A 26,946-nucleotide genomic window follows, 5' to 3' on the forward strand; every position below is an offset into this window, starting at 1 on the left:
CGCGTTGAAACGGATTCAATCGACGCGCTTTAAGCCTTTGTTTTTATGCATATCGTTATCCCAAAACCGCTGCGCACTTTTGGGCGACATGCACTAACAGCGGCAGTATCCCGGAAGTCGAAGTCAGGCCGGCGGGATGAACGGCTGGCTCACCGTCCTGAAGACCGGCAGCGCTTCCAGCCGCGCGGCATGGACGGCGAGCGCCGGAAACGCGGCGAGCGAAGCCAGTCCGTGATGCGCCTCGCCAAGGAAGCGGAGCGCGGCGGCAACCGCGATGTCGGCATGGCCGATCCGATCGCCGAACCAGTAGGATTCAGGCCTTGTGCTGCGATCGGCTTCCAGTACAGCCATCACGCCTTCTATCTGCTTGCGGCAGCGCTCGACCCAGAGGTCGGAGATCGGCTCGTGCAGCAGCCTCTCGTAGAACAGGCTGACCGCCTTGTCGCCCAGCCCGGTTGCCAAAGCGGCTATCTTCAGCGCTTGGCGGCGCGCCGGCTCGTCGGTCGGAAACATCCTGTGCTCGGCCGCTACGAGGCTGTCCAGATGGTCCAGCATGGCGTGGCTCTCGATCAGCACCTCGCCATTGTCCAGCACCAGGGTTGGCACGCGCGTCAGCGGATTGTAGGGCCTGATCTTGTCCGCATCGCCGAAGGTCGACCAGGGACGATGTTCAAACGGCAGGTTGTACAGGGTCAGCGCAATGCCAACGCGACGGACGAAGGGCGAGTCATATTGGCCGATGAGGATCATGACCCAAGCTTATACGTAGACAACCGCCTCAACGCATACTGCCAAGTCAGAGCACAACGGCCAATCACAGCAGCTCATGGTTTTTACCGCTGCCAATAATCGCGCTTCGGGCTACGATGAGGCATGGCGCTTTTCGAGCTGACCCTAGTTCTCCTGCTGATCGCCGTCGCGCTGACGGCATTGTCGCGGCGTCTCCAGGTTCCCTATCCTTCGTTGCTGGCCTTGGCAGGCGTAGGTATCGCCTTCCTGCCGTTTGCGCCGAGCATCGAGATCGATCCCGAACTGGCGCTCGCCTTGTTCGTCGCGCCGGTGCTCCTCGACGCTGCCTACGACACGTCGCTGCGCGATCTCAATCGCTACAGGCTGCCGCTTGTCTTGCTGGCGCTTGGCGCCGTTGTTTTCACGACTGCGGCCGTGGCGCTCGCCGGATGGGCAATGGCAGGCCTGCCGATCGCTGCGGCCATTGCCCTCGGCGCGATCGTGGCGCCGCCCGATGCCGTCGCGGCGTCGGCCGTGCTTGGACAGTTCAAGGTGCCGCACCGCATCACCGCGATCCTGCAAGGCGAAAGCCTGCTCAACGACGCCACGGCACTCCTGATCTACCGCATGGCGGTTTCCGCAGCTGCCGGCTCTATCCTGCTGAGCAGTGCGGTTCCGATGATCTTGCTGTCGACGGTCGGCAGCCTTGCCGCTGGTTATGTGCTCGGCCGCTTGTTTCTCGTCACCCTCAGTCGCATCGAAGACCCGGCGAGCGGTACGGTGGTGCAATTCGCCGGAACATTCGGCGTCTGGATCCTGGCCGATAGGATCGGGCTCTCCGCCATCATAACGATCGTCGTCTATGCCATGACCATCGCGCGCACCGCGCCGCGCCGTATGCCGGCCAGGAATCGCGTCAGCTCCTACTCGGTCTGGGAGACGGCGGTCTTCGTGCTCAACGTGCTGGCCTTCGTCCTGATGGGACTTCAGGCGCGATCGATCGTCGGCCGGCTTGCCGAGCAGGGGCAGGTCGAAGCGTTCGTCTTCGCCGCAGCCGTGCTGGCAGTCGTCATCGTCTCGCGTCTCGTCTGGGTGCTGGGATGCGGCGCGATCATGAGGTGGCTTGCCAGCTTCGGTGACGCGGATCGGCAGGCCGAAGCCCCGTCGTTTCGCGGCGGCGTGCTGATCGGCTGGTGCGGCATGCGTGGTCTGGTCACCCTTGCGGCAGCGTTTGCCTTGCCGGCCGACTTTCCCGGCCGCGACCCGATCGTGCTCGCCGCCTTCTCGGTCGTCCTCGGCACATTGGTGCTGCAAGGCATGAGCCTGAAGCCGCTGCTGCGCTTGCTTCGTCTCGATCCGGACGAAACTGTCGACCGCGAGGTCGCGCAGGCACGCGTCGCCATCATGCAGGCCGCACTGGACGCGTTGAGCGGCAAGACATCGAATGCGGCGGCCGCGGTCCGCGAGCAATTTACCGCGCAGCGCGTGATCGCCGAAAATCCTGACGATGCCCAGGCTGCAACCGAGTACGACAGGTTGCGCCTCTATGCCATCAAGAGCCAGCGTGACGCGTTGGAACAGCTGCGTATCGATGGGACGATCGGCGACGAAGCCTATCATCGCCTGGAGGAGGAAATCGACTGGTCGGAACTGGCCGCTTCTCCGCCAGGACGTTTCCAGCCGCTGACGACTTAGCCGCGCGCTATCTGGCCCAAGCTCTCTCCATCCGGCTGCACATTGCAACCGATCCGCCAAACCGCTACTGCCATCACGAAATTGAGCCGGTTAAGCAATGAAGCTGGTCAGCTACAATATCCAGTACGGTTTCGGCAGCGACGGCCGCTACGATCTCGCGCGCTGCGCCAAGGTTGTCGCTGGCGCCGACATCATCGCCTTGCAGGAAGTGGAACGGCACTGGCTGCGCAGCAACGAGGACGACCAGCCGGAAATCCTTTCTCGGCTGCTGCCCGAATACCATTGGGTCTATGGCCCGGCCTTCGACATGGACGCCAGCGAGCGGCGTGAAGGCCGGATCGTCAACCGGCGGCGGCAATTCGGCACCATGGTGCTGTCGAGGCTGCCGATCGTCTGGTCGCGCCTGCACACGTTGCCGCTGCGCCGCACCGTGCGTCCGCTCAACACCCGCAACGCGGCGCTCGAATGCATGATCCGCACCCCTGCCGGACCGGTGCGGGTGCTGTCGCTGCATCTCGCGCATATCGCGGCCGAGGAGCGGCTGGAGCAGATCGACTATCTGCTCGCCGAGCATCGCCGGGCGCCGTCCGACGGCGGCCCGTGGAGTGGCGCCGACGACGAACCCCTGCGCAACTGGAGCAATGGCGAGCCGCAGCCGGAAAACCCGCTAGCCGCGATCTGGATGGGCGATTTCAACATGGAGCCGGGCAGCGCCGAGTACCGGCGCATTGTCGGCAGCACGCCGTATCATCGCGGTGCCGCCTATCTCGACGGTTTTGTCGATGCCGCCGCTGTCGCCAGTGAACCGACGTCGGATTTCCACACCCATGTGAAGACCATCGATGGCAGGCTGACAAAGCGACGGCTCGACCATTGTTTCGTCGGCGGCATGTTTGCCGACCGCGTGCGCTCGGTCAGCGCCGATATCGGCGAAATCGCCTCCGACCACTTTCCGCTGCGGGTCGACATCGACCTGGAAACGCCGTTCGCGACAGGGACCGGAGGCGCATGAGCCACCGATGACCTTGTTCGTCTTCTTCGCGGTGCTTGCCGCCGCCGCCATGCACGCGATCTGGAACGCGCTGGTCAAGGTCCATCTCGATCGTTTCCTGTCGATCACGCTGATGACGCTCGGCATGGGCGCCGTGGCGCTTCTGGCGCTGCCTTTCGTCGAGGTGCCGAAATCGGAAGTGTGGCCGTACATCATCGCCTCGGTGATCTTCCACATGGGCTACAGGACGTTCCTGATTGGTGCCTACAAGGCCGGCGATTTCGCCCAGACCTATCCGCTGGCGCGTGGCACGGCGCCGCTGCTGGCCGCACTTGGCGGCATGGTGGTCGTCGCCGAGGTGCCGGCGCCGCTCGCCATTCTTGGGATCCTTCTTTTGTCGGCGGGCACGCTGGTGCTGTCGTTTCGCGGTGGCGCGCATCTAGAGAGATTGAACCTGCGCGCGGTCGGCTTTGCGCTGGGCACCTCGATCTTCATCGCCAGCTATACGCTGTCCGACGGCAGCGGCGCGCGGCTCGCCGCCACCGCCTCGAGCTATGCGGCATGGCTGTTCGTCTGCGATGCGCTCTGGGCGCTGGTGCTGTGCCTGATCTTTCGCGGGCCAAAGGCGCTGCCGGTGCTGGCGCGCGACTGGAAGGCGGGCGTGTACACCGGTGTGCTCAGTGGCGCCGCCTACTGGATCGTGATGTGGGCGATGACCAAGGCGCCGATCGCCTCGGTCGCGGCGCTGCGCGAAACGTCCATCCTGTTCGCCATGATGATTTCGGTGTTTGCGCTCGGCGAGAAGATGACGGGATGGCGGGGTGCCGCCGTGCTCAGCATTGTTGCCGGTGTCGTCGCGCTGAGGCTTGGGTAAGCTAAGCGCCTATCTCCAGATCGAACACCATCAGCCCGTCGGTTCCGCCTTCGAGTGCAGCAACCAGCCGGGCGCCGGCCCGCTGATGCGCTTCATGCACTAGATAGGCATCGCGCGCGGCGGCATCGCGAAAATCGATGGTGAAGCCGTGCGTGAAGCCGCGTGCGAACGGTTCTGGGCTGACATTGGCGCTGAATTCGACCTTGCTCATGCCTTCGATCACCCGCCGCAACGCTTCGAGGTCGGCATGGATCGCCGCGCGCTCGTCGTCGGTGACGTCATTGCGGAACCTGATGAAAACACAGTGCCTGATCATTTTTGGGTTCCTATGCAGCCTGGTTGCCTGAAAACACGGCCGGCGGCAACGGCTCGCGGCCAAGGATCAGATCGGCGCCTTTTTCGCCGACCATGATGGTCGGGGCATTGGTGTTGGAGGAGGGGATGCGCGGCATCACCGAGGCATCGCAGACGCGCAAGCCCTCAATGCCGCGCAGCTTGAGATCGGGCGTCACCACGCTCATCGCGTCGTGGCCCATGCGGCAGGTCCCCACGGGGTGGTGGTCGGTCTTGGAACTGCGGCAGGCATAGTCGAACAGCTCGTCGTCGCTGGTGAGCGTCGGTCCCGGCAGCACCTCGCGCAGCACGTAGGAAGCAAGCGCCTTCTGCCGCATGATCTCGCGCGCCAGCCTGAGTCCCTTGATTGACATGTCGCGGTCGTAAGGGTCGGACCAGTAATTCGGATCGATCAGCGGGTGGTCAGCCGGGTCGGCGCTGTTCAGTCGTACCGTGCCGCGCGAATGTGGGCGCAGGAAAGCCGAATTCAGCGTCACCCCTGGATTCCTGAGTTTCTCGACGCCGGCCTCGATGCCGGAGCCGAGGCCGAGATGGAGCTGGATGTCGGGCGAGGCGGCGGTCGGGTCGGCGTACCAGAAGCCACCGGTCTCGAACAGGCTGGAGGCAACCGGGCCCTTTTTGAGCAGCAGATATTGCAGGCCGGCCCACACCGTTCGGTGCAGCTTGGCGTAGTTATCATAGGTGTGGTCGCCGGTGCATTCGGCAATGACGAACAGGTCGAGATGGTCCTGCAGGTTGGAGCCGACGCCGGGCAGGTCATGCACCGGCGTCACGCCGACCGACTTCAGATGGTCTGCCGGGCCGATGCCCGACTGCATCAAAAGCTTCGGCGAGCCGATGGCGCCGGACGAGACGATCACTTCGCGCTCGGCATGCAGAATCTTCGGCTGGCCGCCCGGCCTGTCGACGATCTCGACGCCGACGGCGCGGCCTTTGTCGATGACGATGCGCGTCACCAGCACATCGGTCCTGACGGTCAGATTCTTGCGTTCGCGGATCGGCCGGAGATAGGCGACCGAGGCAGAGGAGCGTCTCGCGTTTTTCTGCGTCAATTGGTAATAGCCGACGCCCTCCTGGGTTATCCCGTTGAAGTCCGGATTGAAGGGAATGCCCATCTCCTGTCCGGCGCGGAAATAAGCCTCGCAGATCGGCAGCGGCGCAATCGGATTGGACACGCCGAGCGGGCCTTGGTCGCCGTGAAAATCGTTGGCGTAGCGCTGGTTGTTCTCGGCTCGCTTGAAATAGGGCAGCACGTCGCGATAGCCCCAGCCGGCAAGGCCCTCTTCCTTTTCCCAGGCATCGTAATCGCGGGCGTTGCCGCGCGTGTAGATCTGGGCGTTGATGGAGGAGCCGCCGCCGATCACCTTGGCCTGCGTGTAACGGAAGACGCGGTCCTTCATGTGCTTCTGCGGCACGGTCGACCAGCCCCAGGCGGCGATGCCCTTGGTCATCTTGGCGAAGCCAGCCGGCATGTGGATCAGCGGATGCCGGTCGTTGCCGCCGGCCTCGAGCAGCAGCACTGAATTCGATGGCTCTTCGCTCAGCCGGTTGGCGAGGACGCAGCCAGCCGGGCCGGCGCCGACGATGATATAGTCGGTCATGGCGTCACCTGCTCACAGCCTCGGCACCGACAGCGCGCCGTCGACATTGACGATCGAGCCGGTCGAAAAGCCAAGCTTGCCGCTGGCGAGTGCCGCCACCGCGGCGCCGACATCGGCGGCTTCGCCCCAGCGCTTTGCCGGTACCAGCCCGCGGTCGATCAGCGCGTCGTATTTGGCGGTTACCCCGGCGGTCATGTCGGTGCGGATGATGCCCGGCCGCACCTCGAACACGCCGACATTTTCGGCGGCGAGCCGCAGTGCCAGGGTCTTCACCCACATCGAAAGCCCAGCTTTGGAGATGCAGTAGTCGCCGCGCTCGGGCGAGGCCATTTCGGCGCTGACCGAGGTGATGGTGATGATCGATTTTGGGTGATCACCCGGCGCTGCAAGCATCACCTTGGCAACGGCTTGGCTGAGGAAGACGGTGCCGCGCAGATTAATGCTGAGGATCCGGTCGAAATTCTCCGGTTTCAATTCCAGCAGGTCGCCGCGTTCGACCGCGCCGATGCCGGCATTGTTGACGAGGCAGTCGATGCGGCCGAAGGCATTCAATGCGGCATCGACCAGCGCTGCATGGCTGTCGAGATCGGCGATGTCGCCGCCATAGTAGGCGAACGCCGCGCCGCGGGCGGCGATGTCAGCGGCAAGCCCGTCGGTCGCGTTGTCGGCGAGGTCCACGACAAGGATGTCGAAGCCCGCATCGGCCAGCGCCTCGGCGCAGGCAAGGCCGATGCCGCGTGCGCCGCCGGTGACGATCGCTCCCGGGCGACTCATGCGACAAGCTCCGTCTTGCGGATATGGTGGGCGACGCGCAATGCCTGTGCAGCGATCGACAGCGCCGGATTGACCGCGGCCGAGTTCGGCAGGAAGCTGCCGTCGACGACAAACAGGTTGTGGTGATCGAATGAGCGGCAGAAGGGGTCGAGCGGCGAGGTCGCCGGATCGTCGCCCATCTTAACCGTGCCGCACTGGTGCGACGGCGTTCGCTTGTCGAAAGGCCGCGACAGGACGATTGGATAGCCGCAGGCGCGGAAGTTTTCACGCATCACCTTGGTCAGCCCGTCGAGCGACTGCATGTTGGAGCGCCGCCACTGCATGACGATGTCCTTGCCATCGACCATGATGCGACTTTCGGGATCGGGCAGGTCCTCGCACATCAGATACCAGTCGACGGCGTGGCCGGCCATGAAGTCCAGCGCGAATTTGGGTGCAAGCTTGACGTTGGCCCTCAAGATATTGCCGTCGATCTTGCCGAGAAGCTGGACGTTGCCGAGCGGCTTGCCGCCCTTGCCGTCGGACAGATAGTAGTCGTTGAGCATCAGCGTCTTCTGGTAGACGGATGTGTTCCTGCGGCGCGGATCGATCGCCAGCATGGCGCTCGAATTGTGGTTCATGAAATTGCGGCCGACCTGGTCGGAACGGTTGGCGAGGCCCTTGCCGCCTCCCTTGCCATTGTTGGGAGAGGGCGAGCGCAGCAGGATGACCGCTGAATTGACGGCGCCGGCCGAGAGGATGACCAGTTTCGGCGTCACTTTCTTCAGCGTGCCATTCTGGCGATAGTGAACGGCGGCGATCGTCCTGGCATCCGATGACGCTTCGAGATATTCGACGTGGGCACTGGTCTCTAGCCTGATGTTCCGGTCGGCCAGTGCTGCCGCCAGCGGCCCTGTTTGGGCGTCGACCTTGCCGGTCCCGGTGTTGGGAAAGGCATCCCAGCCTGTCTTGCCGTCCTTCAGCCAGGCATCGATGTCGACGCCGAGCGGCAGCGATGCGGGGTGCAGGCCGAGACCCTTGAGCTCGGCGCGGGCGCGGGCGATGGGCGGCTCGTCCGGCACCGGCCCGAAGGCATAGGGGATCGAGTGGAACGGTTCGGTCGGGTCTTCGCCGAGTGCGCCGCGCACGCGAAAAAGCTGCTCGGCCCTGGAGTACCATGGCTCGAACGCCTCGTAGGAGAACGGCCAGGCCGGCGAGACGCCGCCATAGTGCTCCATGGCGGAAAAGTCTTGCCTGCGGTAGCGGATCAGCACCGCGCCATAGAATTTCGAATTGCCGCCCACATAGTAGTAGTTGCCGGGGTTGAACGCAGCACCCCCGACCTCGCGCCACATCTCCTTCGGCCGGTAATGGCCGTCGACGAAGATAGCGCGTGTGTCGCGCGTGTGCGTCGTCGTCGGCAGCTTCTCGCCGCGCTCCAGCATCAGGATCGAGGCGCCACTGCCGGCAAGGCCGGAGGCGATCGTGGCGCCGCCGATGCCGGAGCCGATGATGACGATGTCCGGGTTTGTCATGGCTGTCAGAGGATACGGTTCTCGGTCGCCGGATCGAAGAACACCGCCTTGGTCAGGTTGAAGGCGAGCGGCGTGCTGGTGCCCGGCTGGATGTTGGCGTCGGCGCGCAGCCGCGCCACCACCGCCTTGCCGCCCAGATTGGTGACCGCGAAAGTGTCGGAGCCGGCCGGTTCCACGACTTCGATGTGACAGTCGGCGGTGGCGATGTTCGATGCGTTGCGTTCGGCCCCTTCCGGATCGGTCAGGGCTTCGGGGCGGACGCCGAAGATGATCGGCTTGTCGTGGAATGCCGACAGGCCCGACGGCGCATCGGCCAGCGGCAGCGAGATCGGCTCGCGCGCCTCGCGCTGCAGCACCACGGAAAGCGCATTGCCATTGCCGCCGATCGTCGCCGGGATCAGGTTCATCGCCGGTGAACCCATGAAGTCGGCAACGAACAGATTGGTCGGGTTGTTGTAGATTTCGGCTGGCGTGCCGAACTGCTGCACCTCGCCGTCGCGCATCACCGCGATCTTGGTGGCCAGCGTCATCGCCTCGATCTGATCGTGGGTAACGTAGACTATCGTTGTGCCGGTGGTCGCGTGCAGGCGCTTGATCTCGATACGCATGTCGACACGCAGCTTGGCGTCGAGATTGGAAAGCGGCTCGTCGAAGAGAAAGAGCTTGGGGTCGCGCACCAGCGCGCGGCCCATCGCGACGCGCTGGCGCTGGCCACCGGAAAGCTGGCTCGGCTTGCGCTGCAGGAGGTGGCCGATCTGCAGCACCTTCGCCACCTTGTCGATCGCCTTCTGGCGCTCCTGAGCCGGCACGCCGCGCATCTCCATGCCGAAGGCGATGTTTCCGGCGACCGTCATGTTCGGATAGAGCGCGTAGCTCTGGAACACCATGGCGATATCGCGCTTCGAGGGATGAAGATTGTTGATCGTCCGGCCGTCGACGCGAATTTCGCCTTCGGTGATGGTTTCCAGGCCGGCGATGGTGTTGAGCAAGGTCGACTTGCCGCAGCCGGACGGGCCGACCAGCACGAGGAAGCCGCCCTTTTCGAGATCGACGTCGATGCCCTTCAGGATTTCGACCGATCCGAACCGCTTCCTCAGCCCATTGATTTCGAGAAAAGCCATTCGATTATCCTTTGACGGCGCCGGCCATCAGGCCGCGCACAAAATAGCGGCCAGCGACCACGTAGACGAGAAGGGTCGGCAGTGCGGCGATCATCGCCGCCGCCATGTTGACGTTGTATTCGACGACGCCGGTCGAGGTGTTGACGACGTTGTTCAGCGCCACGGTCATCGGCATCGCGTCACCGGTGCCGGCATAGGCGGAGGCGAACAGGAAGTCGTTCCAGATGTTGGTGAACTGGTAGATGACGGTGACGACGAAGATCGGCATCGAATTCGGCAGCATGATGCGCCGGAAAATCTGGAAGAAGCTGGCCCCGTCGACCTGCGCCGCCTTGACCAGTTCGGTCGGGAACGCCTCGTAATAGTTGCGGAAGAACAAAGTGGTGAAGCCAAGCCCGTAGACGACGTGGACAAAGACCAGGTTGACCGTTGGGTTGCCCAAGCCGAATGACAGCCCCGTTGCGTTCCGCAACGTCACGCCGAAACGGCCGAGGCTGCCGAGGATCGTCGCCATCGGCAACAGCACCGACTGGAACGGAATGAAGCAGGCAAACAGCATCAGCCCGAACACCAGCGTGTGGCCGCGGAAGCGCCATTTGGTCAGGACATAGCCGTTGAGCGCGCCGAGCAGCGTCGAGATCAGCACCGCCGGAACCACCATCTTGATGGAATTCCAGAAATAGCCCTTGATGCCGGCGCAGGTGAGGCCGACGCAGGTCTCGCCCCAGGCCTTCAGCCATGGCTCGAAGGTCGGCGCCTGCGGCAGCGCCAGCATGTTGCCGTTCTGGATCTCGTCCATGGTCTTGAACGAGGTCACCAGCATGACGAATAGCGGCATCAGGTAGAACAGCGCGAACAGCGCCAGCAGGCCGTAGATGACAACGCGGTTGACGGTCCTGGCGCTGATGCCGCCAGTGCTCTGGCGAGCGGGAGTGGCAATGACGCTCATCGCGGCTTCTCCCTGAGCTCGGAGTAGAGATAGGGCACGATGATCGCGGTGATGGTCATCAGCATGATCACAGCACTGGCTGAGCCGACAGCCATTTCGTTGCGCTTGAAGGTGTACTCATACATGAAGTTCGACGGCAGCCAGGCCGAGCCGCCCGGTCCGCCACTGGTCAGCGCGACGACCAAATCGTAGGACTTGATGGCGAGGTGGGCGAGCACGATGAAGGCCGACAGGAACACCGGCCGCAGCAGCGGGATGACGATCCGGCGATAGAGCTGGAACGTGGTGGCGCCGTCGATCTGCGCCGCCTTCATGATCTCGCCGTCGATGCCACGCAGGCCGGCGAGGAACATCGCCATGATGAACCCCGAGGCCTGCCAGACGCCGGCGATCACCACGGTGTAGATGACGAAATCCTTGTTCTTGATCCAGTCGAAATGGAAGCTCTTCCAGCCCCATTGGTGCAGCGTCTGCTCGAGGCCGAGGCCGGGATCGAGGAACCATTTCCAGGCGACGCCGGTGACGATGAAGGATAGCGCCATCGGGTAGAGATAGATCGGCCGCAACACGCCTTCGCCGCGGATCTTCTGGTCGAGCAGGATGGCCAGGAAAAGGCCGAGCGCCAGGCAGATGAAGATGTAGAGAAAACCGAAAATGCCCATGTTGGTGATCGACGTGTACCAGCTCGATGGCGGGTCGCTCTCGAAGGTCCAGCGCCACAGCCGCTGATAGGCGCGTGACCCAGTAATGGCATAGGACGGGAACGTCTTGGAGTTGGTGAAAGACAGATAGACCGTCCACAGGATGAAGCCGTAGACGAAGACGATGGTGATCGCAAAGCTTGGCGCCAGCACGATCTTCGGCAAGGCGTCCTGCAGGCGCGAGCGCACCGAGGCGCCCGGGCGCGCGTTATGCTCCGGCGTCAGCTTGATCTGGGTCGCGACCGTAGTCATGGGCTCCTCCCTTTCGGGTCGGGCGTGTTGGTTGATCGCCGGCGCCAGGTGATAGGCATTTCCGACGCGAGGCCGACCATCCTGCCTTGGTGGAACCTTCCCCACCGGAGCAGGGAAGGTCTCTCCATGCCTGGTTTTACTTGGCGTCTTCGATCGCGTTGACCAGCTGGGTCACGGCCTCGTCCGAGGTCTTGATCTGGCCGTGGACGAATTTCGAGACGACGTCCTTATAGGCATTGGCGACCGCCGGAGGCGCGCCATAGCCTTGCGCGAGCGAACCAAACAGCGTGCCGCCCTCATTGGCGGCCTTCAGGTCGGCCATGCCCTTCTTGCCGCAAGCGTCGAAGTCGGTGTCAGGCACGTCGGTGCGCGCTGGGACCGAGCCCTTGACGACGTTGAAGGCCGACTGGAAGCTCTTCGACAAAGTGGCGGTGGCCAAGGCGGCCTGGGCGGCCTTGCGGTCGTCCGGAACGTCGAACATGCCGAACATGTCGGAGTTGTAGACCACGCTGCCGTCGGTGCCCGGGAAGCGATAGCACAGGAAGTCGGTGCCAGGGACCTTCTTGGCGGCGTTAAATTCGCCCTTGGCCCAGTCGCCCATGACCTGCACCAGCGCATCTCCCTTGATGACCATGGCGGTAGCGAGGTTCCAGTCGCGGCCCGAGAAGTTCGGGTCGACATAGGTGACGAGCTTGGCGAGGTTGTCGAACGACTTCTTCATCGTGTCGGACTTCAGCTGCTCCTCGTCGAGGTCGTTGAAGGCTTTCTTGTAGAATTCAGGTCCGCCGGTCGACAGCACGACCGAATCGAACATGGTGGCTTCCTGCCAGTTCTGGCCGCCGAGCGCGAGCGGGATGACGCCCGCCGCCTTGGCCTTGTCGAGCAGCGCGATGAAGTCGTCGAAGGTCTTGGGCTCGGTGCCGCCGATCTTGTCCATCACCGCCTTGTTGATCCACAGCCAGTTGACCGAATGGACGTTGACCGGAGCTGCGACCCACTTGCCGTCATAGACCGAGAATTTCTGCAGGGCGGCCGGAACGGACTTGTCCCAGCCTTCCTTTACCGCCGTCTCGGTCAGGTCGCCCATCACGCCGGCTGCGGCATAATCGAGCACGGTATAGCCGAGCATCTGCGAGGCGGTCGGGTAATTGCCGGCAGCGACCATCGCCTTCAGCGCGGTCATGGCGGCGTCGCCGCCGCCGCCGGCCACGGGCACGTCCTTCCAGGCAAAGCCTTGCTTGGACAGATCCTCCTTGAGCACGTTCAAAGCAGCCGCTTCGCCGCCCGACGTCCACCAATGCAGCATCTCAACTTCCTTGACGTCCTGGGCGTGGGCCGCGAACGCAAGGCCCGACCCGAGAGCCGTTCCGATAAGCAGTTTGCGCAACATGTACTTCCTCCCTTGTTACATCTACACGACCGGCGGTTGCCCGCCGGGTTCTTCCCAACTCAGCCGACCCACCATCCGGTGCGCTGGCCACGATGAAACTGGATTGTCTTTTCCTCGGTATAATCCTCGACGGCGCGCTTGCCGAGTTCGCGTCCGAGACCGGACTGCTTGTAGCCTCCGAAAGGCAGCTCGGGATAACCTTCCATGAACGTGTTCACCCAAACGGTTCCCGAACGCACATTCCGCGCCACCGACATGCAGGTGTCGATGCTGGCGCTCCACACGCCCGCCGATAAACCATAGGGCGTGTTGTTGGCGATGCGCAACGCCTTTTCAATCGATTCAAAGGTCAGCACTGAGAGCACCGGGCCGAACACTTCCTCGCGTGCAATGGCCATGTCTTCGGTTACGCCGCGAAGAATGGTCGGGTCGAGATATTGACCGGCACTGGAGGCGATCTGCTTGCCGCCGCTATAGACGCTGCTGCCGTCGTTTGCCGCCGCCGTCACGTATCCGGTGACCTTGGCCAGGTGCTCGGAAGAGATCATCGCGCCGACCTTGGTGCCGTCATCGAGTGGATCGCCGACGGTGACCCGGGCGGTGAGCGCCTTCACTGCGCCAAGGAAGTCGTCGGCGATCGCCTCGTGGACGATCAGCCGGCTGCCGGCGTTGCAGCATTCGCCGGCGTTGAAAAAGCCGCCGAACACCGCTGCGTCGGCGGCGGCTTCGAGGTCGGCGTCGGGAAAGACGATCTGGCCGTTCTTACCGCCGAGCTCCATCGAAACCTTCTTCAGCGTGCTCGCAGCCGATCCCATGGTCATCTTGCCGACCCGAGTGGAGCCGGTGAACGACACCATCTCGACCAGCGGATGGCTGACCATCGCCGCGCCGACATCGGCGCCCAGGCCAGCGAGGATGTTGACGACGCCATCCGGCAAGCCGGCCTGCATCAGGATGTCGCCGAGCACGAAGGTCGAGGCCGAGGTCATCTCGCTCGGCTTGACCACCGCCGTGCAGCCGGCGGCGAGCGCAAACGGCAGTTTCTGGCTGACGATGAGGAACGGAAAATTCCATGGCGTGATGATCGAGACGACGCCGATCGGTTCGCGCAGCACGACGCCCAGCATGGCGTCGCCGAGATTGGCGTAGGTTTCGCCATGCAGCGTGCGGGCAAGGGATGCCGCATAACGCCAGATATCGACGGCGCCGCCGATCTCGCCGCGCGCCTGGGCGATCGGCTTGCCGGATTCCAGCGCGTCGAGCCGGGCGATCTCCTCAAGCCGCGCCTCGATCAGGTCTGCCGCCTTGAGCAGGATCGCGGCGCGCTCGCCGGCCTTCATGCGCGGCCAGGGGCCGGCCTCGAACGCCTTGTGCGCGGCGGTCACCGCCGCCTCGACTTCCGCCGCGCCGGCTTGCGCATAGCGTGAAACCGTGAAGCCATGGCCGGGGCTCTCGCGCTCCAGCGTACGGCCGTCGCGGGCATCGACAAACTTGCCATCGATCAGCAGCCGATAGGTCTTCGGTGCTGCGGATGCCTCGGCGGGCATGGCGATGTCGAGAGGCAAGTTCATGTGAGGTTCCGCATGTATTCTAGGATCTTGAAAACGCTGGTTTCTGCTTGGCCTTGAAAGCGTCGACACCGGCCTTGAGATCGCCGGTTAGAGCGATGAAGCCGCTGGCCAGCGCCTCTGTGGCGGCAGCACTTTCCTCGCCCTCGGCGACCGCGATCATCAGTTTGGCGGCTTCGGTTGCCAACGGGCCGCGCTCGGCGATCTTGCCGGCCCAGGCCTTGGCCTCAGTGAATGCCTTGCCCGTGTCGACCAGCCGATCGATGATGCCTAGAGCGAGTGCTTCGGCCGCCACGAACAGCTCGCCGCCGATTGCCATGCGCCGCACCGTTTGCGCGCCGAAGCGGCGCACCGCGCGCTGCGTGCCGGACCAGCCGGGCACCACGCCGATCGAGGTTTCCGGGAAGCCCAATTTCACCTGCGCCTCGGCGACGCGGAAGTCACAGGCGACCGCCAGTTCCAGCCCGCCGCCCAGCGCATGGCCTGACAGCACGGCGATAGTCGGCTGCCGCAACCGCGCCAGCCGGTCGAAGACGCGATGGCCGTAGCGCACCCATTGCACTTGGAAGTCGGCGGCACTCATTTGCGACCAGGCTTCGACATCTCCACCCGAGCAAAAACCCTTGCCTTCGCCACACAGCAGCACGGCGCGGACGCCATCCGCAGCTTCCGCCGTGTCAAGCGCGGCTTCCAGCGCGCGCAGCATCGGGATGTCGAGCGCGTTGAACTTCTCCGGCCGGCGCAGTGTGACGATGCCGAGGGTGCCATCGGTGTCAAAGGTGACGAGACGTTCAGCCATGTGCGCCTCCGAGCGATGCCCCGCCATTGAGCGACAGGCCGATCGGCCGCTCCCGGTAGAGTGCGTCCGGTGTCACTTTCAGATCGTTGGCGATACCGAGCGGAATCTCGGCCTGCGCCAGTATATCGCGCTGAAGGTCGATGCCCGGTGCCAACTCCGTCACCATCAGCCCAGCGGGCGTCAGCTTCATAACGCAGCGCTCGGTGACATAGGTGATGTCCTGTCCTTGCGCGACCGCGCGCTTGCCCGAAAACGAGATGTGCTCGACCTCGCCGACCACCTTCTTCACCTTGCCTTCGTGATCGATGCGGATGCCGCCATCGGCCAGCGACAGCTTGGCGCCGGCATTGAAGAACCCGGAAAAGACGATCTTCTTCGCCCGCGCGGTGATGTCGACAAAACCGCCCGCGCCGGCGGTGACATGTGGCCTCGCCGAAAGCTTCGACACGTTGACCGAGCCATGGCGGTCGATCTGCAGGAAGGACAGCAATGACGCATCGAAACCGCCGCCCTGGAAGTAGATGAACTGGTGTGGCGAAGGCATGAATGCGTCGGCGTTCGACGAGCAGCCGAACTTGAAGTCGAGCAGCGGCACGCCACCGACCGCGCCCTGTTCGATCACCCAGGTGACCTTGCCGTGCTGGCCTTCCTCGATAAGGATGCGCGGCACGTTGGCCGAGATGCCGAAGCCGATGTTGACGGCCATGCCGTCGGCAAGCTCCATGGCGACGCGCCGCGCGATGACCTTCTGGACACTCATCTCGGCGTTGCGGAACGTCGACAGCGGCCGGAAGATCTCGCCCGAGATCGCCGGGTCGTAGGGTGTCAGCGTCGTCTGCAACTGGTCGGGCGCCACCACGATGTGGTCGACCAGCACACCGGGCACGCGCACGTCATGCGGCTTCAGCGTGCCGTTCTCGACGACGCGCTTGACCTGCGCGATGACGATGCCGCCATTGTTGCGGGCGGCGAGCGCCTGTTCCAGCCCGCCGAGATAGGCGCCCTCATGCTCATAGGTGAGGTTGCCGCGCTCGTCGGCGGTCGTGGCGCGGATGATCGACACATTGGGCACGATCGAGCGGAAATAAAGCCATTCCTCACCGTCGAACTGCTGCACCGAAACGATCGGCTCGCTGGCCGCCGCATTCATGGCGCAGCCCTGATGGCGCGGGTCGGCGAACGTATCGAGGCCGACCTTTGTCAGCACGCCGGGGCGCTTGGCAGCAGCCTCCCGGTGCATGTCGAACAGGATGCCTGAAGGCACATTGTAGGCGGCGACCGAATTGTCGCCGATCATCTTCCAGATCTGCGGCGGCTCCGAGGATGACGGGCCCGAGGGATAGGAGCCGCACAGCGTGCGCTTCAACAGGCCGGGCTTTGCCAGATGGTCGATGCCCTTGATACCGTACATGTCGCCGGCGGCAATCGGGTGCAGCGTCGTGATACCCTTCGGATGGCCTTCCGCCTCGAAGCGCTCACCGATGGCGGCGAGCACCGCATCCGGGCAGCCGAGACCGCTCGACGACGACACGGAAACGACCATGCCGTCCCTGATCAGGCTGGCGGCTTGCGCTGCGGAGACGAGCTTGCTCACCCTGCGCCCCCGAGTTTTGGATCGATCGCGACTGATTTGCCGGACTTTGCGGATTGCAACGCCGCTTCGGCCGATGTCAGCGACCAGACGCCGTCCTCGCCGGTGGCCGACGGCTGGCCTTCGCCACCCATCGCCGCATGGAACTGGCGCAAAGACGTGACATAGAGATCTTCGCGGTCGAAGCCCAATTCCTCCTCGCCGTTTGCCGTGCGCAGCAGCACAGAGCCGATCGGCTTCTGCGTCATCACATCTTTCGCGATCAGGGAGCCTTCGCTGCCATGCACCTCGAAGCCGGTGCCGGCGAACTTGGTGGTGAAGCCCTCATGCGACTGGGCGATGATGCCCGATCTGAAGCGCCAGATGCACATGGCGCCATCTTCCAGCCCGCCGCTGGCCATGCCTGCGGCCTGCGTGAACGCCGAAACCTCCAGCGTATCGTCGCCGAGCACGAAGCGCAGCGTGTCGGCATCGTGCACGGTGATGTCGAGCACTGCGCCGCCACCCGCTTCCGGCCTGGTGATACGCCAGCCCTGCAGGTTTTCCGGCAGATAGACGGAGTGGAAGACGCGCGCGGCAATCGGCTTGCCGATGCGGCCGGCGGCGATGGCTTCACGCATCGCCCGGTGCGAGCCGGCATTGCGCAGATGATGGTTGGTGCCGAGCACGATGCCGGCTGCCTTGGCTGCGGCGACCATCTTTCGCGCATCGGCGCTGGTCAGCGCGAGCGGCTTTTCGCACAACACATGTTTTCCCGCCTTGATGGCGGCTAATGCCTGTTCGAGATGCAATTCGTTGGTGGTCGAGATGTAGACGGCGTCGATGTCGGGGCCGAGCAATTCATCGAGCGTCGAGACGGCAAGCGGAATGCCGTTCTCCTTGGCATAGGAAGTGGCGCGATCCGGGCTGGAGCTCATCACCGCCGCGATTTCCCCGTCGGCCTGAGCGCGGATGGCGTTGATCACGAATTGCCTGGCGATCGTGCTTGCGCCGATCAGCCCCCATTTCACGGTCATGCCGCGTCCCCCATTCCCGCACGGCGATCAGGACCGCAACTGTCCCTGACGACGAGGTTGACGGCGCCGATATGATCCTCGGCGCGCGTGGTGCGCGACTGGATCATCTTCAGCATGACATGGGCGGCACGCTCGCCGAGGCCTGCCGAATCCACCGCGACGCTGGTCAGCGCCGGCATGTAATGCTGGGCTTCGATCACGTCGTCGAAGCCGACGACGGCGAAATCCGCACCGGGCTCGAGCCCGCGCTTGCGCAGCGCCAGCATGACGCCGAAGGCGACCGCATCGTTGAAGCACAGTGCCGCGGTCGGCGGCTCGGCCATCGCGAGGGCCGTCTCCAGACAGGCAATGCCGCCCTTGCGGCTGGTTTCGCCTTCGACGACGAGTGTATCGCGTTTGGCGATGCCGAGCGCCTCGCAGGCCTCGCGAAAACCGCCCAGCCGCTCGTGATAGACCACCAGGTCCGATGAGCCGCCGAAGAAGACCAGCCGGCGATGCCCTTTGCCGATCAGATGGGCGGTGGCGAGCCAGGCGCCGCGATGATTGTCGGGCGCGATCACTGGGATGCGGCTTTCGGGAAGGCGGCGCATGGTGAAGACGATCGGAAGGCCCGCCATCTCGATGCGGCGGAAAGCACCTGAGGTCGTGCCGCGCGCCGGCGACACGATCAGCCCGGCGACGCCTTGTTCCATCAGCGATTTCAGCACTTCCTCCTGGCGCACCGGGTTCTCCGCGGTGTTGGCGATGAACGGCACGATGCCTGCCGACTGGAAGACCCGCTCCATGCCGACCGCCATTTCGGCGAAAAAGGGGTTGGTGAGATCGTTGATGACCATGCCGATGACGTTGGAATGAGCCTTGCGCAGATTGGCGGCGCCGCGGTTGTAGACATAGCCGACATCCTCGATCGCCTTGCGAACCTTCAGCGCGGTCTCAGGCCGGATCAGTCCGCTGCCCTGCAGCACGAGCGACACCGTCGACTTGGACACGCCCGCCTCGCGGGCAATGTCGAGTATCGTCGCCTTGGGCCTGCTGGCCATCCAGATCCGTCCTCCCGGTATTTTCTGGTCGAATTATTGGAACGTTCTAATCCCTGTGCGGGATTTGAGTCAATCGGGATTTTTTCCGAGCTAGAAAAACGGGAGCTTAGCGGGTGCAGCCGGTGCTCTTCAAGGGTTTGTCGCTGCGATGCAGCATTTGGCGAGACCGAGATCGGGGACATAAAGGTTCTTGATTTATTGGAACGTTCCATTTATAGGCGCGACCAAGGGAGAGATATATGGACATTGCCTTGCCCGAAGAGGGCGGCCGCAGCACTCGCTACCGCCTTGTCGGCCAGCCGGCACAGCCGGTGATCGGCGCACGGTTTTCGCGCATCGCCTATGCCGCCGCCCATGTCGTTGCCGATCCCCTCGCGATGACCGATCCGTGGTCTCATCCCGCGGTCGACTGGGAGTGCACGATGGCATTCCGCCATCATCTGTGGCGTCTCGGCTTCCGTATCGCCGAGGCGATGGACACCTCGCAGCGCGGCATGGGTTTCGACTGGGCAAACGCTAGGGAATTGATCCGCCGCTCGATCGCCGAGGCGCGAACCGTCGAGGGCGCCGATCTCGCCTCAGGTGCCGGAACAGACCATCTGGCGCCAGGCGCCGCCAGGACGCTCGACGATGTCATCGCGGCCTATGAGGAGCAGTTCGGTTTCATCGAAGGCCTGGGCGGCAAGGCGATCATGATGGCCAGCCGCGCGCTGGCGACTGTCGCCAAGGGTCCCGACGATTATATCAGCGTCTATGACCGCATCCTGTCTCAGGCATCCGGCAAGGTCATCCTGCACTGGCTGGGCGACATGTTCGATCCGGCTCTGAAGGGTTATTGGGGCAGCCATGATTTCGAGACCGCGCTCGACACGGTGGTCGCCATCATCGAACGCCACGCCGGCAAGGTCGAGGGGATCAAGATATCACTGCTCGATGCCGACAAGGAAATCGCGCTCAGGAACCGGCTGCCGGAAGGGGTGATCATGTTCACCGGCGACGATTTCAATTATCCCGAATTGATCGCGGGCGATGGCGAAAGGCACTCGCACGCGCTGCTCGGCATTTTCGACGCCATCGCGCCGGTCGCCAATGCCGCGCTGGCGAAACTGGCCGACGGCGACCGCGCCGGCTATGACGCGATGATGGCGCCGACGGTACCTCTGTCGCGGAAAATCTTCGAGGCGCCGACCGAGTATTACAAGGCCGGTATCGTCCTCATGGCATGGCTGAACGGCCACCAGGAGCATTTTTCGATGGTCGGCGGCATGCAATCGGCGCGCGGCATTTGCCACTATGCCGATGTGTTCCGTCTTGCCGACCAGGCCGGATTGCTGGCCGACCCGGAGCTTGCCATCGCAAGAATGAAGAGCCTGTGTGCCGTGGCGGGCGTCTGATCGCCATCCCACTAGAAGAGTTCGCCCAAATCTCCGATTTGCCTTGTCTGGGCAAATCTGTATGCGGTATGCGTCCGACGCAGGCCCATCCGGCGCGCCGCCGCCAGATGGTCATAGCGGCCGTTTTCTGCATAGGGATACGCCAATGAGTTTCGACCTTCAGGGCAAGCGCGTTTTCGTGGCCGGGCATCGCGGCATGGTCGGCTCCGCCATATTGCGCAGGCTGGCGGGCGAGGACTGCGAGGTCCTGACCGCATCCCGCGATGAACTCGATCTTATGGACCAGGCCGGCGTGCGACGCTGGATGGCTGACCACAGGCCGGATGCGGTGGTGATGGCGGCGGCCAAGGTCGGCGGTATCCTGGCAAACGACAGGTTGCCGGTCGATTTTCTGCAGGACAATCTCATCATGCAGACCAATGTCATCGAGAGCGCCTTTCGCAACGAGGTGCAGAAACTGCTATTTCTCGGTTCGTCCTGCATCTACCCGAAGTTTGCGGCACAGCCGATCTCCGAGGATGCTTTGCTCACCGGTCCGCTCGAGCCCACCAACGAATGGTATGCGATCGCCAAGATCGCTGGACTGAAACTTTGCCAAGCCTATCGGCGCCAATATGGTGTCGAGTACATCTCGGCGATGCCGACCAACCTCTATGGCCCCGGCGACAATTTCGACCTCTCCACCAGCCATGTCGTGCCGGCCCTTATGCGCAAGGCGCACCAGGCCAAGCGCGCCGGCGACAAAACCCTCGAGGTCTGGGGATCGGGCACGCCGATGCGCGAATTCCTGCATGTCGACGACGCCGCCGACGCTCTGGTCTGGCTGCTGACAAACTATTCCGGCGACAGCCATGTCAATGTTGGCTCGGGCGAAGACATCACCATTGCCGAGCTGGCCCGCACCATGCTCTCCGTTGTCGGCGCCGATGCCGTGCTCACATTCGATGCGACCAAGCCGGACGGCACGCCGCGCAAGCTGATGGACGTGTCGCGTCTGTTTGCGACGGGCTGGCGCCCACAGTACTCGCTTCAGAGTGGATTGGAGCAGACCTATGCTTGGTTTCTCCGGCATATCGAGAAGGGCGATCTCCGCCTCGGCGCGGCCTGATCTCAATCGACGCTGATTGCCGCCGGAGATAACCGCCTAGGCGGCCCTGAAGCGCGTCGCAAGGCGCCCGGAAGCGAACGACCGTCGCGGACGTTCCAACTGTCCTTCAATTTTTCTTGTGAACCAATACGGGCCGAGAAGCGACCAAGCACTGCGTTTGCAAAGCGCGGACAATCTTGGAGAGCTTCTCATGTCTATTGCGATACGAAACATCTTTCTTGCTGTCGTTTCAGCTTCGGTGCTGGCGGGTTGTCAAACAACGGTGACGAGAGAGTGCGACAAGTTAAATTCGAAAACGGTCTACAGCGGCAAATGCTGCGGTGCAGGCGACGTGCCGTGCCGGGAAGGCAAGGGGGGAGGCAGGCCGGGAAATACGCCAGACCCAACACCACAATGATCCGATCCGATATCGCCCGTCCTGGTTCGAGCCGGGACGGCTTCCCAAGCTTCGGGCGCGCGCTCTCCGACCCGTTCATGGCTTCTCGCCGGCACTAAAGCGCGTCGCGTTTGAACGGATTCATGCGACGCGCTTTAAGTTCTTGTTTTTATGCATGTCGTTATCGCAAAACCGCTGCGCACTTTTGCGCGACATGCATTAGCCGGACGCGACGATCGGATTTGAACCCGAGGCGAAAGCGAAGCAGTTATGAGAGATGGACTGTAGTTCGGATGGTGGGCGTGACAGGGATTGAACCTGTGACCCCTGCAATGTCAATGCAGTGCTCTCCCGCTGAGCTACACGCCCATCCGAAGCCGCGCATACACCATTTTTGCTCCGGCGCGTCAATAGGAGGAGAAGGGAAAGAAAGGCACGCCTTGTCGCGCCGTTGAAGACACGCCGAAGCCTTGCCAAAATTGGCTCAGGCCGCCTGCAGCATCTTTTCGACCTCGTTGACGAGGTCGCGTAGATGGAACGGCTTCGAAAGCACCTTGGCGTCTTTCGGCGCCTTGGAATCCGGATTGAGCGCAACGGCGGCGAAGCCGGTGATGAACATGACCTTGAGGTCGGGATCGATCTCGGTGGCGCGGCGGGCGAGTTCTATGCCGTCCATCTCCGGCATGACGATATCGGTCAAGAGCAGTGAGAAGGGCTCTTCGCGCAGCCGCTCATAGGCGCTGGCGCCATTGTCGAAATCGCTGACCTGGTAGCCGGCACGCTCCAGCGCCTTGACGAGGAACCGGCGCATGTCGTCGTCGTCTTCCGCCAGTAGAATGCGTGCCATCTTATCCCGTCCGAATCACCCACCCGAGACTGCCGTGGGGCAGCCCGTTAACCATCCTGTATATGAGGAGGTGACGGTAAACATCAAGTGAACGATGAAGAGCCCAATCCGCATTTAACAAAGCGGTTCAGCCGCCGAAGTGCTGGACATGCGGCCGGCGAGGTGGCACTTTCCAATCATGATGCATTGGTTTTTTTGGGTTCGTTCAAATTGAAAACGGCAGCCGAAGATTTTTCGGTCGTTCCAGCCTTCGAAATCCGGTCGGGCGCCGAACAGCGCGTCCCCTTCCTCTTCAACTCGCCGCATAGCGGCCGCCACTATCCGGACCGGTTCCTGGCCATGGCAAGGCTGGACCGAAACGCCATCCGCCGGTCCGAGGATTGCTACGTCGACGAATTGTTCGGTGGCGCCGTTGCGCTCGGCGCGCCGATGCTGGCGGCAAACTTCCCGCGCGCCTATCTCGACGTCAACCGGGAGCCTTGGGAACTCGACCCGCGCATGTTCGCCGAGCCCGTGCCGTCCTTCTGCAACATCCGCTCGGCGCGCGTGGCCGGCGGGCTTGGCACCGTGCCCAAGTTGGTGGGAGAGGGGCTCGACATCTATGCCGGCCGCTTGCCGCTGGCGGAAGCCGTCGCGCGCATCGAGGCTGTCTACAAGCCTTATCACGAGACGCTGAAACGGCTTCTGACCAGGACCCATGCACGGTTCGGCTTTGCCGTGCTGATCGATTGCCACTCGATGCCGGCGAGCATCAGGGTCGGTGACAGCGGTCTCAGGCCGGATTTTATCGTTGGCGATCGTTTCGGCATGTCTGCCTCGGCAGCGTTGACCGAGACGGCGATCGGCCTGCTCATCGGCATGGGCTATACCGTGGCCCATAACAAGCCTTACGCCGGAGGCTTCATCACCGAGCATTACGGCCGCCCCGTGCGCCATCTCCATGCACTGCAAATCGAGGTCAATCGCGGACTTTACATGAACGAGCGGACGTTCCAGAAATCCGCCGGCTTCGATGCGCTCGCCGACGATCTGGCGCAATTCTCGGCCGACCTGATGGCGATGCCCGATCACGATTTTATCGATCTGCCGCTTGCCGCCGAATGATGCCAAAAATCGGAATCGATTTTTGCAAAGGATTCTGCGCCAAATAAAGAGATCTTGTGCCAGATAAAGGCGTCAGTGTGCGGGTCGGGAAAGGCGCGTGTGCGCTGGATGCCGCGCTGAAAAAAAGACCGCATCGTTTGCACGACACGGTCGAAGTCTAGGGAGGAAACGCCCAAGGAGGGCATGGACAGGAAAACCTGTCCGAGAACAAATCTATTGTGCGCTGCACAAATGTCAAGCCGCCGAAAGGCGTTTTTAATTCACTGTGATGTGGAAATCGTATTTCGAGGGCGCCAGCGTTGCATTCGAGCAACAGTCGTCGATGCGCAAAAATCTTCGCACGCCCTTGTTTTGGCGGAAAACCACAGGCAAACGACGGTTCCAGCACGCTGCAACGCGGGAGAATCAGTTGGACATCAGCATCGATTTCATGCGGCGCATTGCGCTTGCCGCCGCAGCCGAAACCTTGCCGCGCTTCCGCAGCCAGGGCGCGGTCGCCAACAAGGAGCAAGGCAGCTTCGACCCGGTCACCGAGGCCGACCGCGAGGCTGAGCGAGTCATCCGGGCGCTGATATCAGCGGAATATCCCGATCATGGCATCCTCGGCGAGGAGCATGGCAGCGAGAACATTTCCAGCAGGCATATCTGGGTGATCGATCCGATCGACGGGACGCGCGCCTTCATTTCCGGCCTGCCGGTGTGGGGAACGCTGGTCGGGCTGACGGTCGATGGCGATGCCGTCGCCGGCATGATGTCGCAACCATTCACCGGCGAGCTTTTCTACGCCAACGCTTCCGGTGCTCATTATGAAGGTCCGGGCGGGCCGCGGAGGCTGACGACACGCAAGACGACAAGCCTTGCCGAGGCGACGCTGTTCACCACCACGCCGGCACTATTCAAGGGAGACGCGCGCCTGCGCTACGACCTGTTCGAAAAACGGGTCCAGCTCGCCCGCTACGGCACCGACTGCTATGCTTTCGCCATGGTCGCGGCGGGAAGCGTCGACATCGTCGCCGACCCCGGATTGAAACCCTACGATATCGTCGCGCTGATCCCGATCATCGAGAAGGCTGGTGGCGTCGTCACCACCTTCGAAGGCGGACCGGCGGAAGGTGGCGGCGACATCCTGGCTGCGGCAACGCCGGAGCTTCACGCCGCCGCGATGGCCGCGCTGCGTGGCTGAGCCAGCTGGGCAGTTGGCCATTGCGGCCCAAGGCGCCAAGGCTAGTCCAAGCTCCTGACAGGAGGATGTCAGGAACTCTCTGCTATGGAGATACTGTCACGGGAGGGGTTCACATGCCGACGCAATCAACAACCAGCCGTTCCGAAGATGCTCCGGCAGACGGCCGGGCCGACTTCGATTTCTTCTTCGGACGCTGGAACGTCAGCCATCGAAGGTTGCAGAAGCGCCTGCAAAGTGACACGAACTGGGACGTGTTTGGCGGGACATGCGAAGTGCACTCGATCCTTGGCGGCCTCGGCAATTTCGACGACAATGTCATTGAATTGCCCGGCGGCGCCTATCGCGCCGCCACGCTGCGGACGTTCGATCCTGCGGCGAGACAATGGTCGATCTGGTGGATCGACGGCCGCAATCCGGCGACCATCGATATCCCGATGCGCGGCACCTTCGATGCAGGCGTCGGCACATTCCTGTGCGAAGACGTATTCGACGGCCGCCCGATCCAGGTTCGTTTCCTCTGGTCGCGGATCACTGAAAACTCGGCGCGCTGGGAGCAGGCTTTTTCACCGGATGGTGGTAAGAACTGGGAGACCAACTGGATCATGGATTTCGCTCGCCAGGCGTAAAGCCAAGAGACGCGGCGTTCCAATCAGGCCGCGTCGTCGCTTCCCGGGATGAAGGCATCGAAGGCGGCAAGGAACTGCTCGCGATAGAAGTCGGCTTCCTGCAATATTTCATGGCGCGCGCCATCGATCACCAGCAGCGAACCGAGGCGCAGACGTTGGGTGTAGGTTTCCACCGCCTTGGTCGAGACGACTTGGTCGGCGCCAGCGGCGATCACCAGCAAGGGAACCTGGATCCTGGCGATGAAGTCGGGATCGCTGATGGCCTCGGACGCCTCCGCCGCCGCTTTCAGCCAGCGGATCGTCGGGCCGCCGAGCGCCAGTTGCGGGTAGGTCTCGTAGATAAGCGTGTTGCGCCGATACCGCTCCGGATCTGATGTCACCATGTTGGCGGCAAAGGGTATGGTTTTCCTGGGCCGCGGACCCCAGGCGGCATAAAGCTTGCCAAGGCCCAGCAGACAGAACAGCGAGCAGACACGGCGAACGGTGGTTATCGAAACCGGCAGGTCGGGTACGGTTAGGAATGGGGCGATCAGCACCATGCGCCGTACGCGATTCACCATTGACGGCGCAGCAAGCAGCGTGATCACCGCCCCAGCCGAATGGGCCAATATGTAGTACGGCCCCCGGCAGTCGGGCAGCACGATCTCCTCGAAGAACTGTTCCAGGTCGCTGGTATAGTCGAAGAAGGTGCGGACATAGCCGCGCTCGCGGTCGCCGATCAGCCGGTCGGACCCGCCCTGGCCGCGCCAGTCGAGGGTGGCAATGCCGAAGCCGCGGTCGGCAAGATTGCGGATGGTCTCGAAATATTTTTCGATGCACTCGTTGCGGCCGGTCAGAACGACCACGGTGCCCTTCATCGGGCGCGCAACGGCGGGAAAGAGGCCATAGCGGATATTCTTGCCGTCGCGCGTTGTGAAGAAACCACCTACCGCATTTTCCGGCAGCGGATTGCCCGGAATTTCGCGGAAGTGGGGAATTTCGTTGAAGAGGTCCATTCGGCGCTGCGTTTGTGAGTCGCTGCCTGCATGGCGCAAGCTTTGGTAGGCATAGACGCCCATGCATCAAAAGCAAAGGAATTCTGGACGCGTTGGAAGGGCTGAACGGGGCAGCCAACGAGTGAGGCCGGAAGCAGCTTGCGGCGTGCTTCCGGCCTCTGTCGATCCGGGAGGAAGGGACGTTACACCCGGTCGGCCTCGTTGCGGCACCTCGCGCACAACCCCGAAAATCGGACCCGATTTTCGCTGGGGATCATGCGCAATCAAAGTGTTACAGCGTGCTTTGCGTGTCCGAGAGGACGCGCGGCGCCGTAACCGCCGCCTGTTCCTTGATCCTGGAAGCAGTCTAGCGCC

The 26,946-nt window shown here is 63.1% G+C and carries 24 protein-coding genes and 1 tRNA gene; 8 read left to right on the forward strand and 17 right to left on the reverse strand.

The genetic code is table 11. The features are described 5' to 3' along the window. Positions 1-123 precede the first annotated feature (123 nt). Positions 124-750 (reverse strand): glutathione S-transferase family protein, encoded by a 627-nt coding sequence (locus tag EJ075_RS17590; RefSeq protein ID WP_126105103.1) that lies wholly within the window; start codon positions 748-750, stop codon positions 124-126. Positions 751-873: 123 nt separating this feature from the next. Between EJ075_RS17590 and EJ075_RS17595 the strand changes: the two genes are divergently transcribed. The 3 genes from EJ075_RS17595 to EJ075_RS17605 all read left to right on the forward strand — a co-directional run bounded on the left by EJ075_RS17595 (position 874) and on the right by EJ075_RS17605 (position 4,289). After that, a complete protein-coding gene (locus EJ075_RS17595) occupies positions 874-2,424 on the forward strand; it encodes a cation:proton antiporter (RefSeq protein ID WP_126105104.1) in 1,551 nt (516 codons plus the stop codon). A 97-nt stretch (positions 2,425-2,521) separates the two neighbouring features. Beyond that, positions 2,522-3,436 (forward strand): endonuclease/exonuclease/phosphatase family protein, encoded by a 915-nt coding sequence (locus EJ075_RS17600; RefSeq protein ID WP_126105105.1) that lies wholly within the window; start codon positions 2,522-2,524, stop codon positions 3,434-3,436. 7 nt (positions 3,437-3,443) lie between these two features. Further along, complete coding sequence (locus EJ075_RS17605) at positions 3,444-4,289, forward strand: EamA family transporter (RefSeq protein WP_095484044.1); 846 nt, start codon at positions 3,444-3,446, stop codon at positions 4,287-4,289. A gap of 1 nt (position 4,290) precedes the next feature. Here the strand turns inward: EJ075_RS17605 and EJ075_RS17610 are convergent, their stop codons facing one another. The 13 genes from EJ075_RS17610 to EJ075_RS17670 form a co-directional block, all read right to left on the reverse strand. Further along, positions 4,291-4,605, reverse strand: coding sequence for a Dabb family protein (locus EJ075_RS17610; protein ID WP_126105106.1), 315 nt, complete (start codon positions 4,603-4,605; stop codon positions 4,291-4,293). A 10-nt stretch (positions 4,606-4,615) separates the two neighbouring features. Beyond that, positions 4,616-6,244: a GMC family oxidoreductase N-terminal domain-containing protein gene (locus tag EJ075_RS17615; RefSeq protein ID WP_126105107.1), complete on the reverse strand. Its 1,629-nt coding sequence runs from the start codon at positions 6,242-6,244 to the stop codon at positions 4,616-4,618. A 12-nt stretch (positions 6,245-6,256) separates the two neighbouring features. Continuing rightward, complete coding sequence (locus tag EJ075_RS17620) at positions 6,257-7,018, reverse strand: 3-ketoacyl-ACP reductase (protein ID WP_126105108.1); 762 nt, start codon at positions 7,016-7,018, stop codon at positions 6,257-6,259. Continuing rightward, a complete protein-coding gene (locus tag EJ075_RS17625) occupies positions 7,015-8,532 on the reverse strand; it encodes a GMC family oxidoreductase (protein WP_126105109.1) in 1,518 nt (505 codons plus the stop codon). The genes EJ075_RS17620 and EJ075_RS17625 overlap by 4 nt, the downstream gene beginning before the upstream one ends. Before the next feature lie 5 nt (positions 8,533-8,537). After that, positions 8,538-9,653, reverse strand: coding sequence for an ABC transporter ATP-binding protein (locus tag EJ075_RS17630; RefSeq protein WP_126105110.1), 1,116 nt, complete (start codon positions 9,651-9,653; stop codon positions 8,538-8,540). Positions 9,654-9,657: 4 nt separating this feature from the next. Beyond that, positions 9,658-10,602: a carbohydrate ABC transporter permease gene (locus EJ075_RS17635; RefSeq protein ID WP_095484050.1), complete on the reverse strand. Its 945-nt coding sequence runs from the start codon at positions 10,600-10,602 to the stop codon at positions 9,658-9,660. After that, positions 10,599-11,555, reverse strand: coding sequence for a sugar ABC transporter permease (locus tag EJ075_RS17640; protein WP_126105111.1), 957 nt, complete (start codon positions 11,553-11,555; stop codon positions 10,599-10,601). Before EJ075_RS17640 ends, EJ075_RS17635 begins: the two co-directional genes overlap by 4 nt. Positions 11,556-11,691: 136 nt before the next feature. After that, entirely contained in the window at positions 11,692-12,945 is a 1,254-nt protein-coding gene (locus EJ075_RS17645; RefSeq protein ID WP_126105112.1) for an ABC transporter substrate-binding protein, read from the reverse strand. Between the two features lie 59 nt (positions 12,946-13,004). Next, a complete protein-coding gene (locus EJ075_RS17650; RefSeq protein WP_095484053.1) occupies positions 13,005-14,516 on the reverse strand; it encodes an aldehyde dehydrogenase family protein in 1,512 nt (503 codons plus the stop codon). Between the two features lie 19 nt (positions 14,517-14,535). Further along, positions 14,536-15,312, reverse strand: a complete 777-nt coding sequence (locus tag EJ075_RS17655) for an enoyl-CoA hydratase/isomerase family protein (protein ID WP_126105113.1) — start codon at positions 15,310-15,312, stop codon at positions 14,536-14,538. After that, the gene (locus tag EJ075_RS17660; protein ID WP_095484055.1) at positions 15,305-16,906 is read right to left on the reverse strand and encodes an acyl CoA:acetate/3-ketoacid CoA transferase; all 1,602 of its coding nucleotides are present in this window, start codon (positions 16,904-16,906) and stop codon (positions 15,305-15,307) included. Before EJ075_RS17660 ends, EJ075_RS17655 begins: the two co-directional genes overlap by 8 nt. Continuing rightward, complete coding sequence (locus tag EJ075_RS17665; RefSeq protein ID WP_126105114.1) at positions 16,903-17,919, reverse strand: Gfo/Idh/MocA family oxidoreductase; 1,017 nt, start codon at positions 17,917-17,919, stop codon at positions 16,903-16,905. Before EJ075_RS17665 ends, EJ075_RS17660 begins: the two co-directional genes overlap by 4 nt. After that, on the reverse strand, positions 17,916-18,959 hold the full coding sequence (locus EJ075_RS17670; protein WP_126105115.1) for a LacI family DNA-binding transcriptional regulator: 1,044 nt from the start codon (positions 18,957-18,959) through the stop codon (positions 17,916-17,918). Before EJ075_RS17670 ends, EJ075_RS17665 begins: the two co-directional genes overlap by 4 nt. A 239-nt stretch (positions 18,960-19,198) precedes the next feature. Between EJ075_RS17670 and EJ075_RS17675 the strand changes: the two genes are divergently transcribed. Next, positions 19,199-20,353 (forward strand): dihydrodipicolinate synthase family protein, encoded by a 1,155-nt coding sequence (locus tag EJ075_RS17675; RefSeq protein WP_126105116.1) that lies wholly within the window; start codon positions 19,199-19,201, stop codon positions 20,351-20,353. A gap of 145 nt (positions 20,354-20,498) precedes the next feature. Continuing rightward, positions 20,499-21,461, forward strand: coding sequence for a GDP-L-fucose synthase (locus EJ075_RS17680; protein ID WP_095484059.1), 963 nt, complete (start codon positions 20,499-20,501; stop codon positions 21,459-21,461). A 670-nt stretch (positions 21,462-22,131) separates the two neighbouring features. Here the strand turns inward: EJ075_RS17680 and EJ075_RS17690 are convergent. Both EJ075_RS17690 and EJ075_RS17695 read right to left on the reverse strand, forming a co-directional pair. Then, positions 22,132-22,206, reverse strand: a tRNA-Val gene (locus tag EJ075_RS17690). Between the two features lie 115 nt (positions 22,207-22,321). Next, the gene (locus EJ075_RS17695; RefSeq protein ID WP_006199474.1) at positions 22,322-22,684 is read right to left on the reverse strand and encodes a response regulator; all 363 of its coding nucleotides are present in this window, start codon (positions 22,682-22,684) and stop codon (positions 22,322-22,324) included. 162 nt (positions 22,685-22,846) lie between these two features. Between EJ075_RS17695 and EJ075_RS17700 the strand changes: the two genes are divergently transcribed. The 3 genes from EJ075_RS17700 to EJ075_RS17710 all read left to right on the forward strand — a co-directional run bounded on the left by EJ075_RS17700 (position 22,847) and on the right by EJ075_RS17710 (position 25,597). Beyond that, positions 22,847-23,788 (forward strand): N-formylglutamate amidohydrolase, encoded by a 942-nt coding sequence (locus tag EJ075_RS17700; protein ID WP_095484227.1) that lies wholly within the window; start codon positions 22,847-22,849, stop codon positions 23,786-23,788. Between the two features lie 409 nt (positions 23,789-24,197). Then, complete coding sequence (hisN, locus tag EJ075_RS17705; RefSeq protein WP_126105118.1) at positions 24,198-24,971, forward strand: histidinol-phosphatase; 774 nt, start codon at positions 24,198-24,200, stop codon at positions 24,969-24,971. 113 nt (positions 24,972-25,084) lie between these two features. After that, positions 25,085-25,597, forward strand: a complete 513-nt coding sequence (locus EJ075_RS17710; RefSeq protein WP_126105119.1) for a DUF1579 domain-containing protein — start codon at positions 25,085-25,087, stop codon at positions 25,595-25,597. A 23-nt stretch (positions 25,598-25,620) separates the two neighbouring features. Here the strand turns inward: EJ075_RS17710 and EJ075_RS17715 are convergent, their stop codons facing one another. Then, the gene (locus tag EJ075_RS17715) at positions 25,621-26,592 is read right to left on the reverse strand and encodes an alpha/beta hydrolase (protein ID WP_126105120.1); all 972 of its coding nucleotides are present in this window, start codon (positions 26,590-26,592) and stop codon (positions 25,621-25,623) included. Between the last annotated feature and the right edge of the window lie 354 nt (positions 26,593-26,946).

Source organism: Mesorhizobium sp. M6A.T.Cr.TU.016.01.1.1 (assembly GCF_003952585.1).
Classification (GTDB): domain Bacteria; phylum Pseudomonadota; class Alphaproteobacteria; order Rhizobiales; family Rhizobiaceae; genus Mesorhizobium; species Mesorhizobium mediterraneum.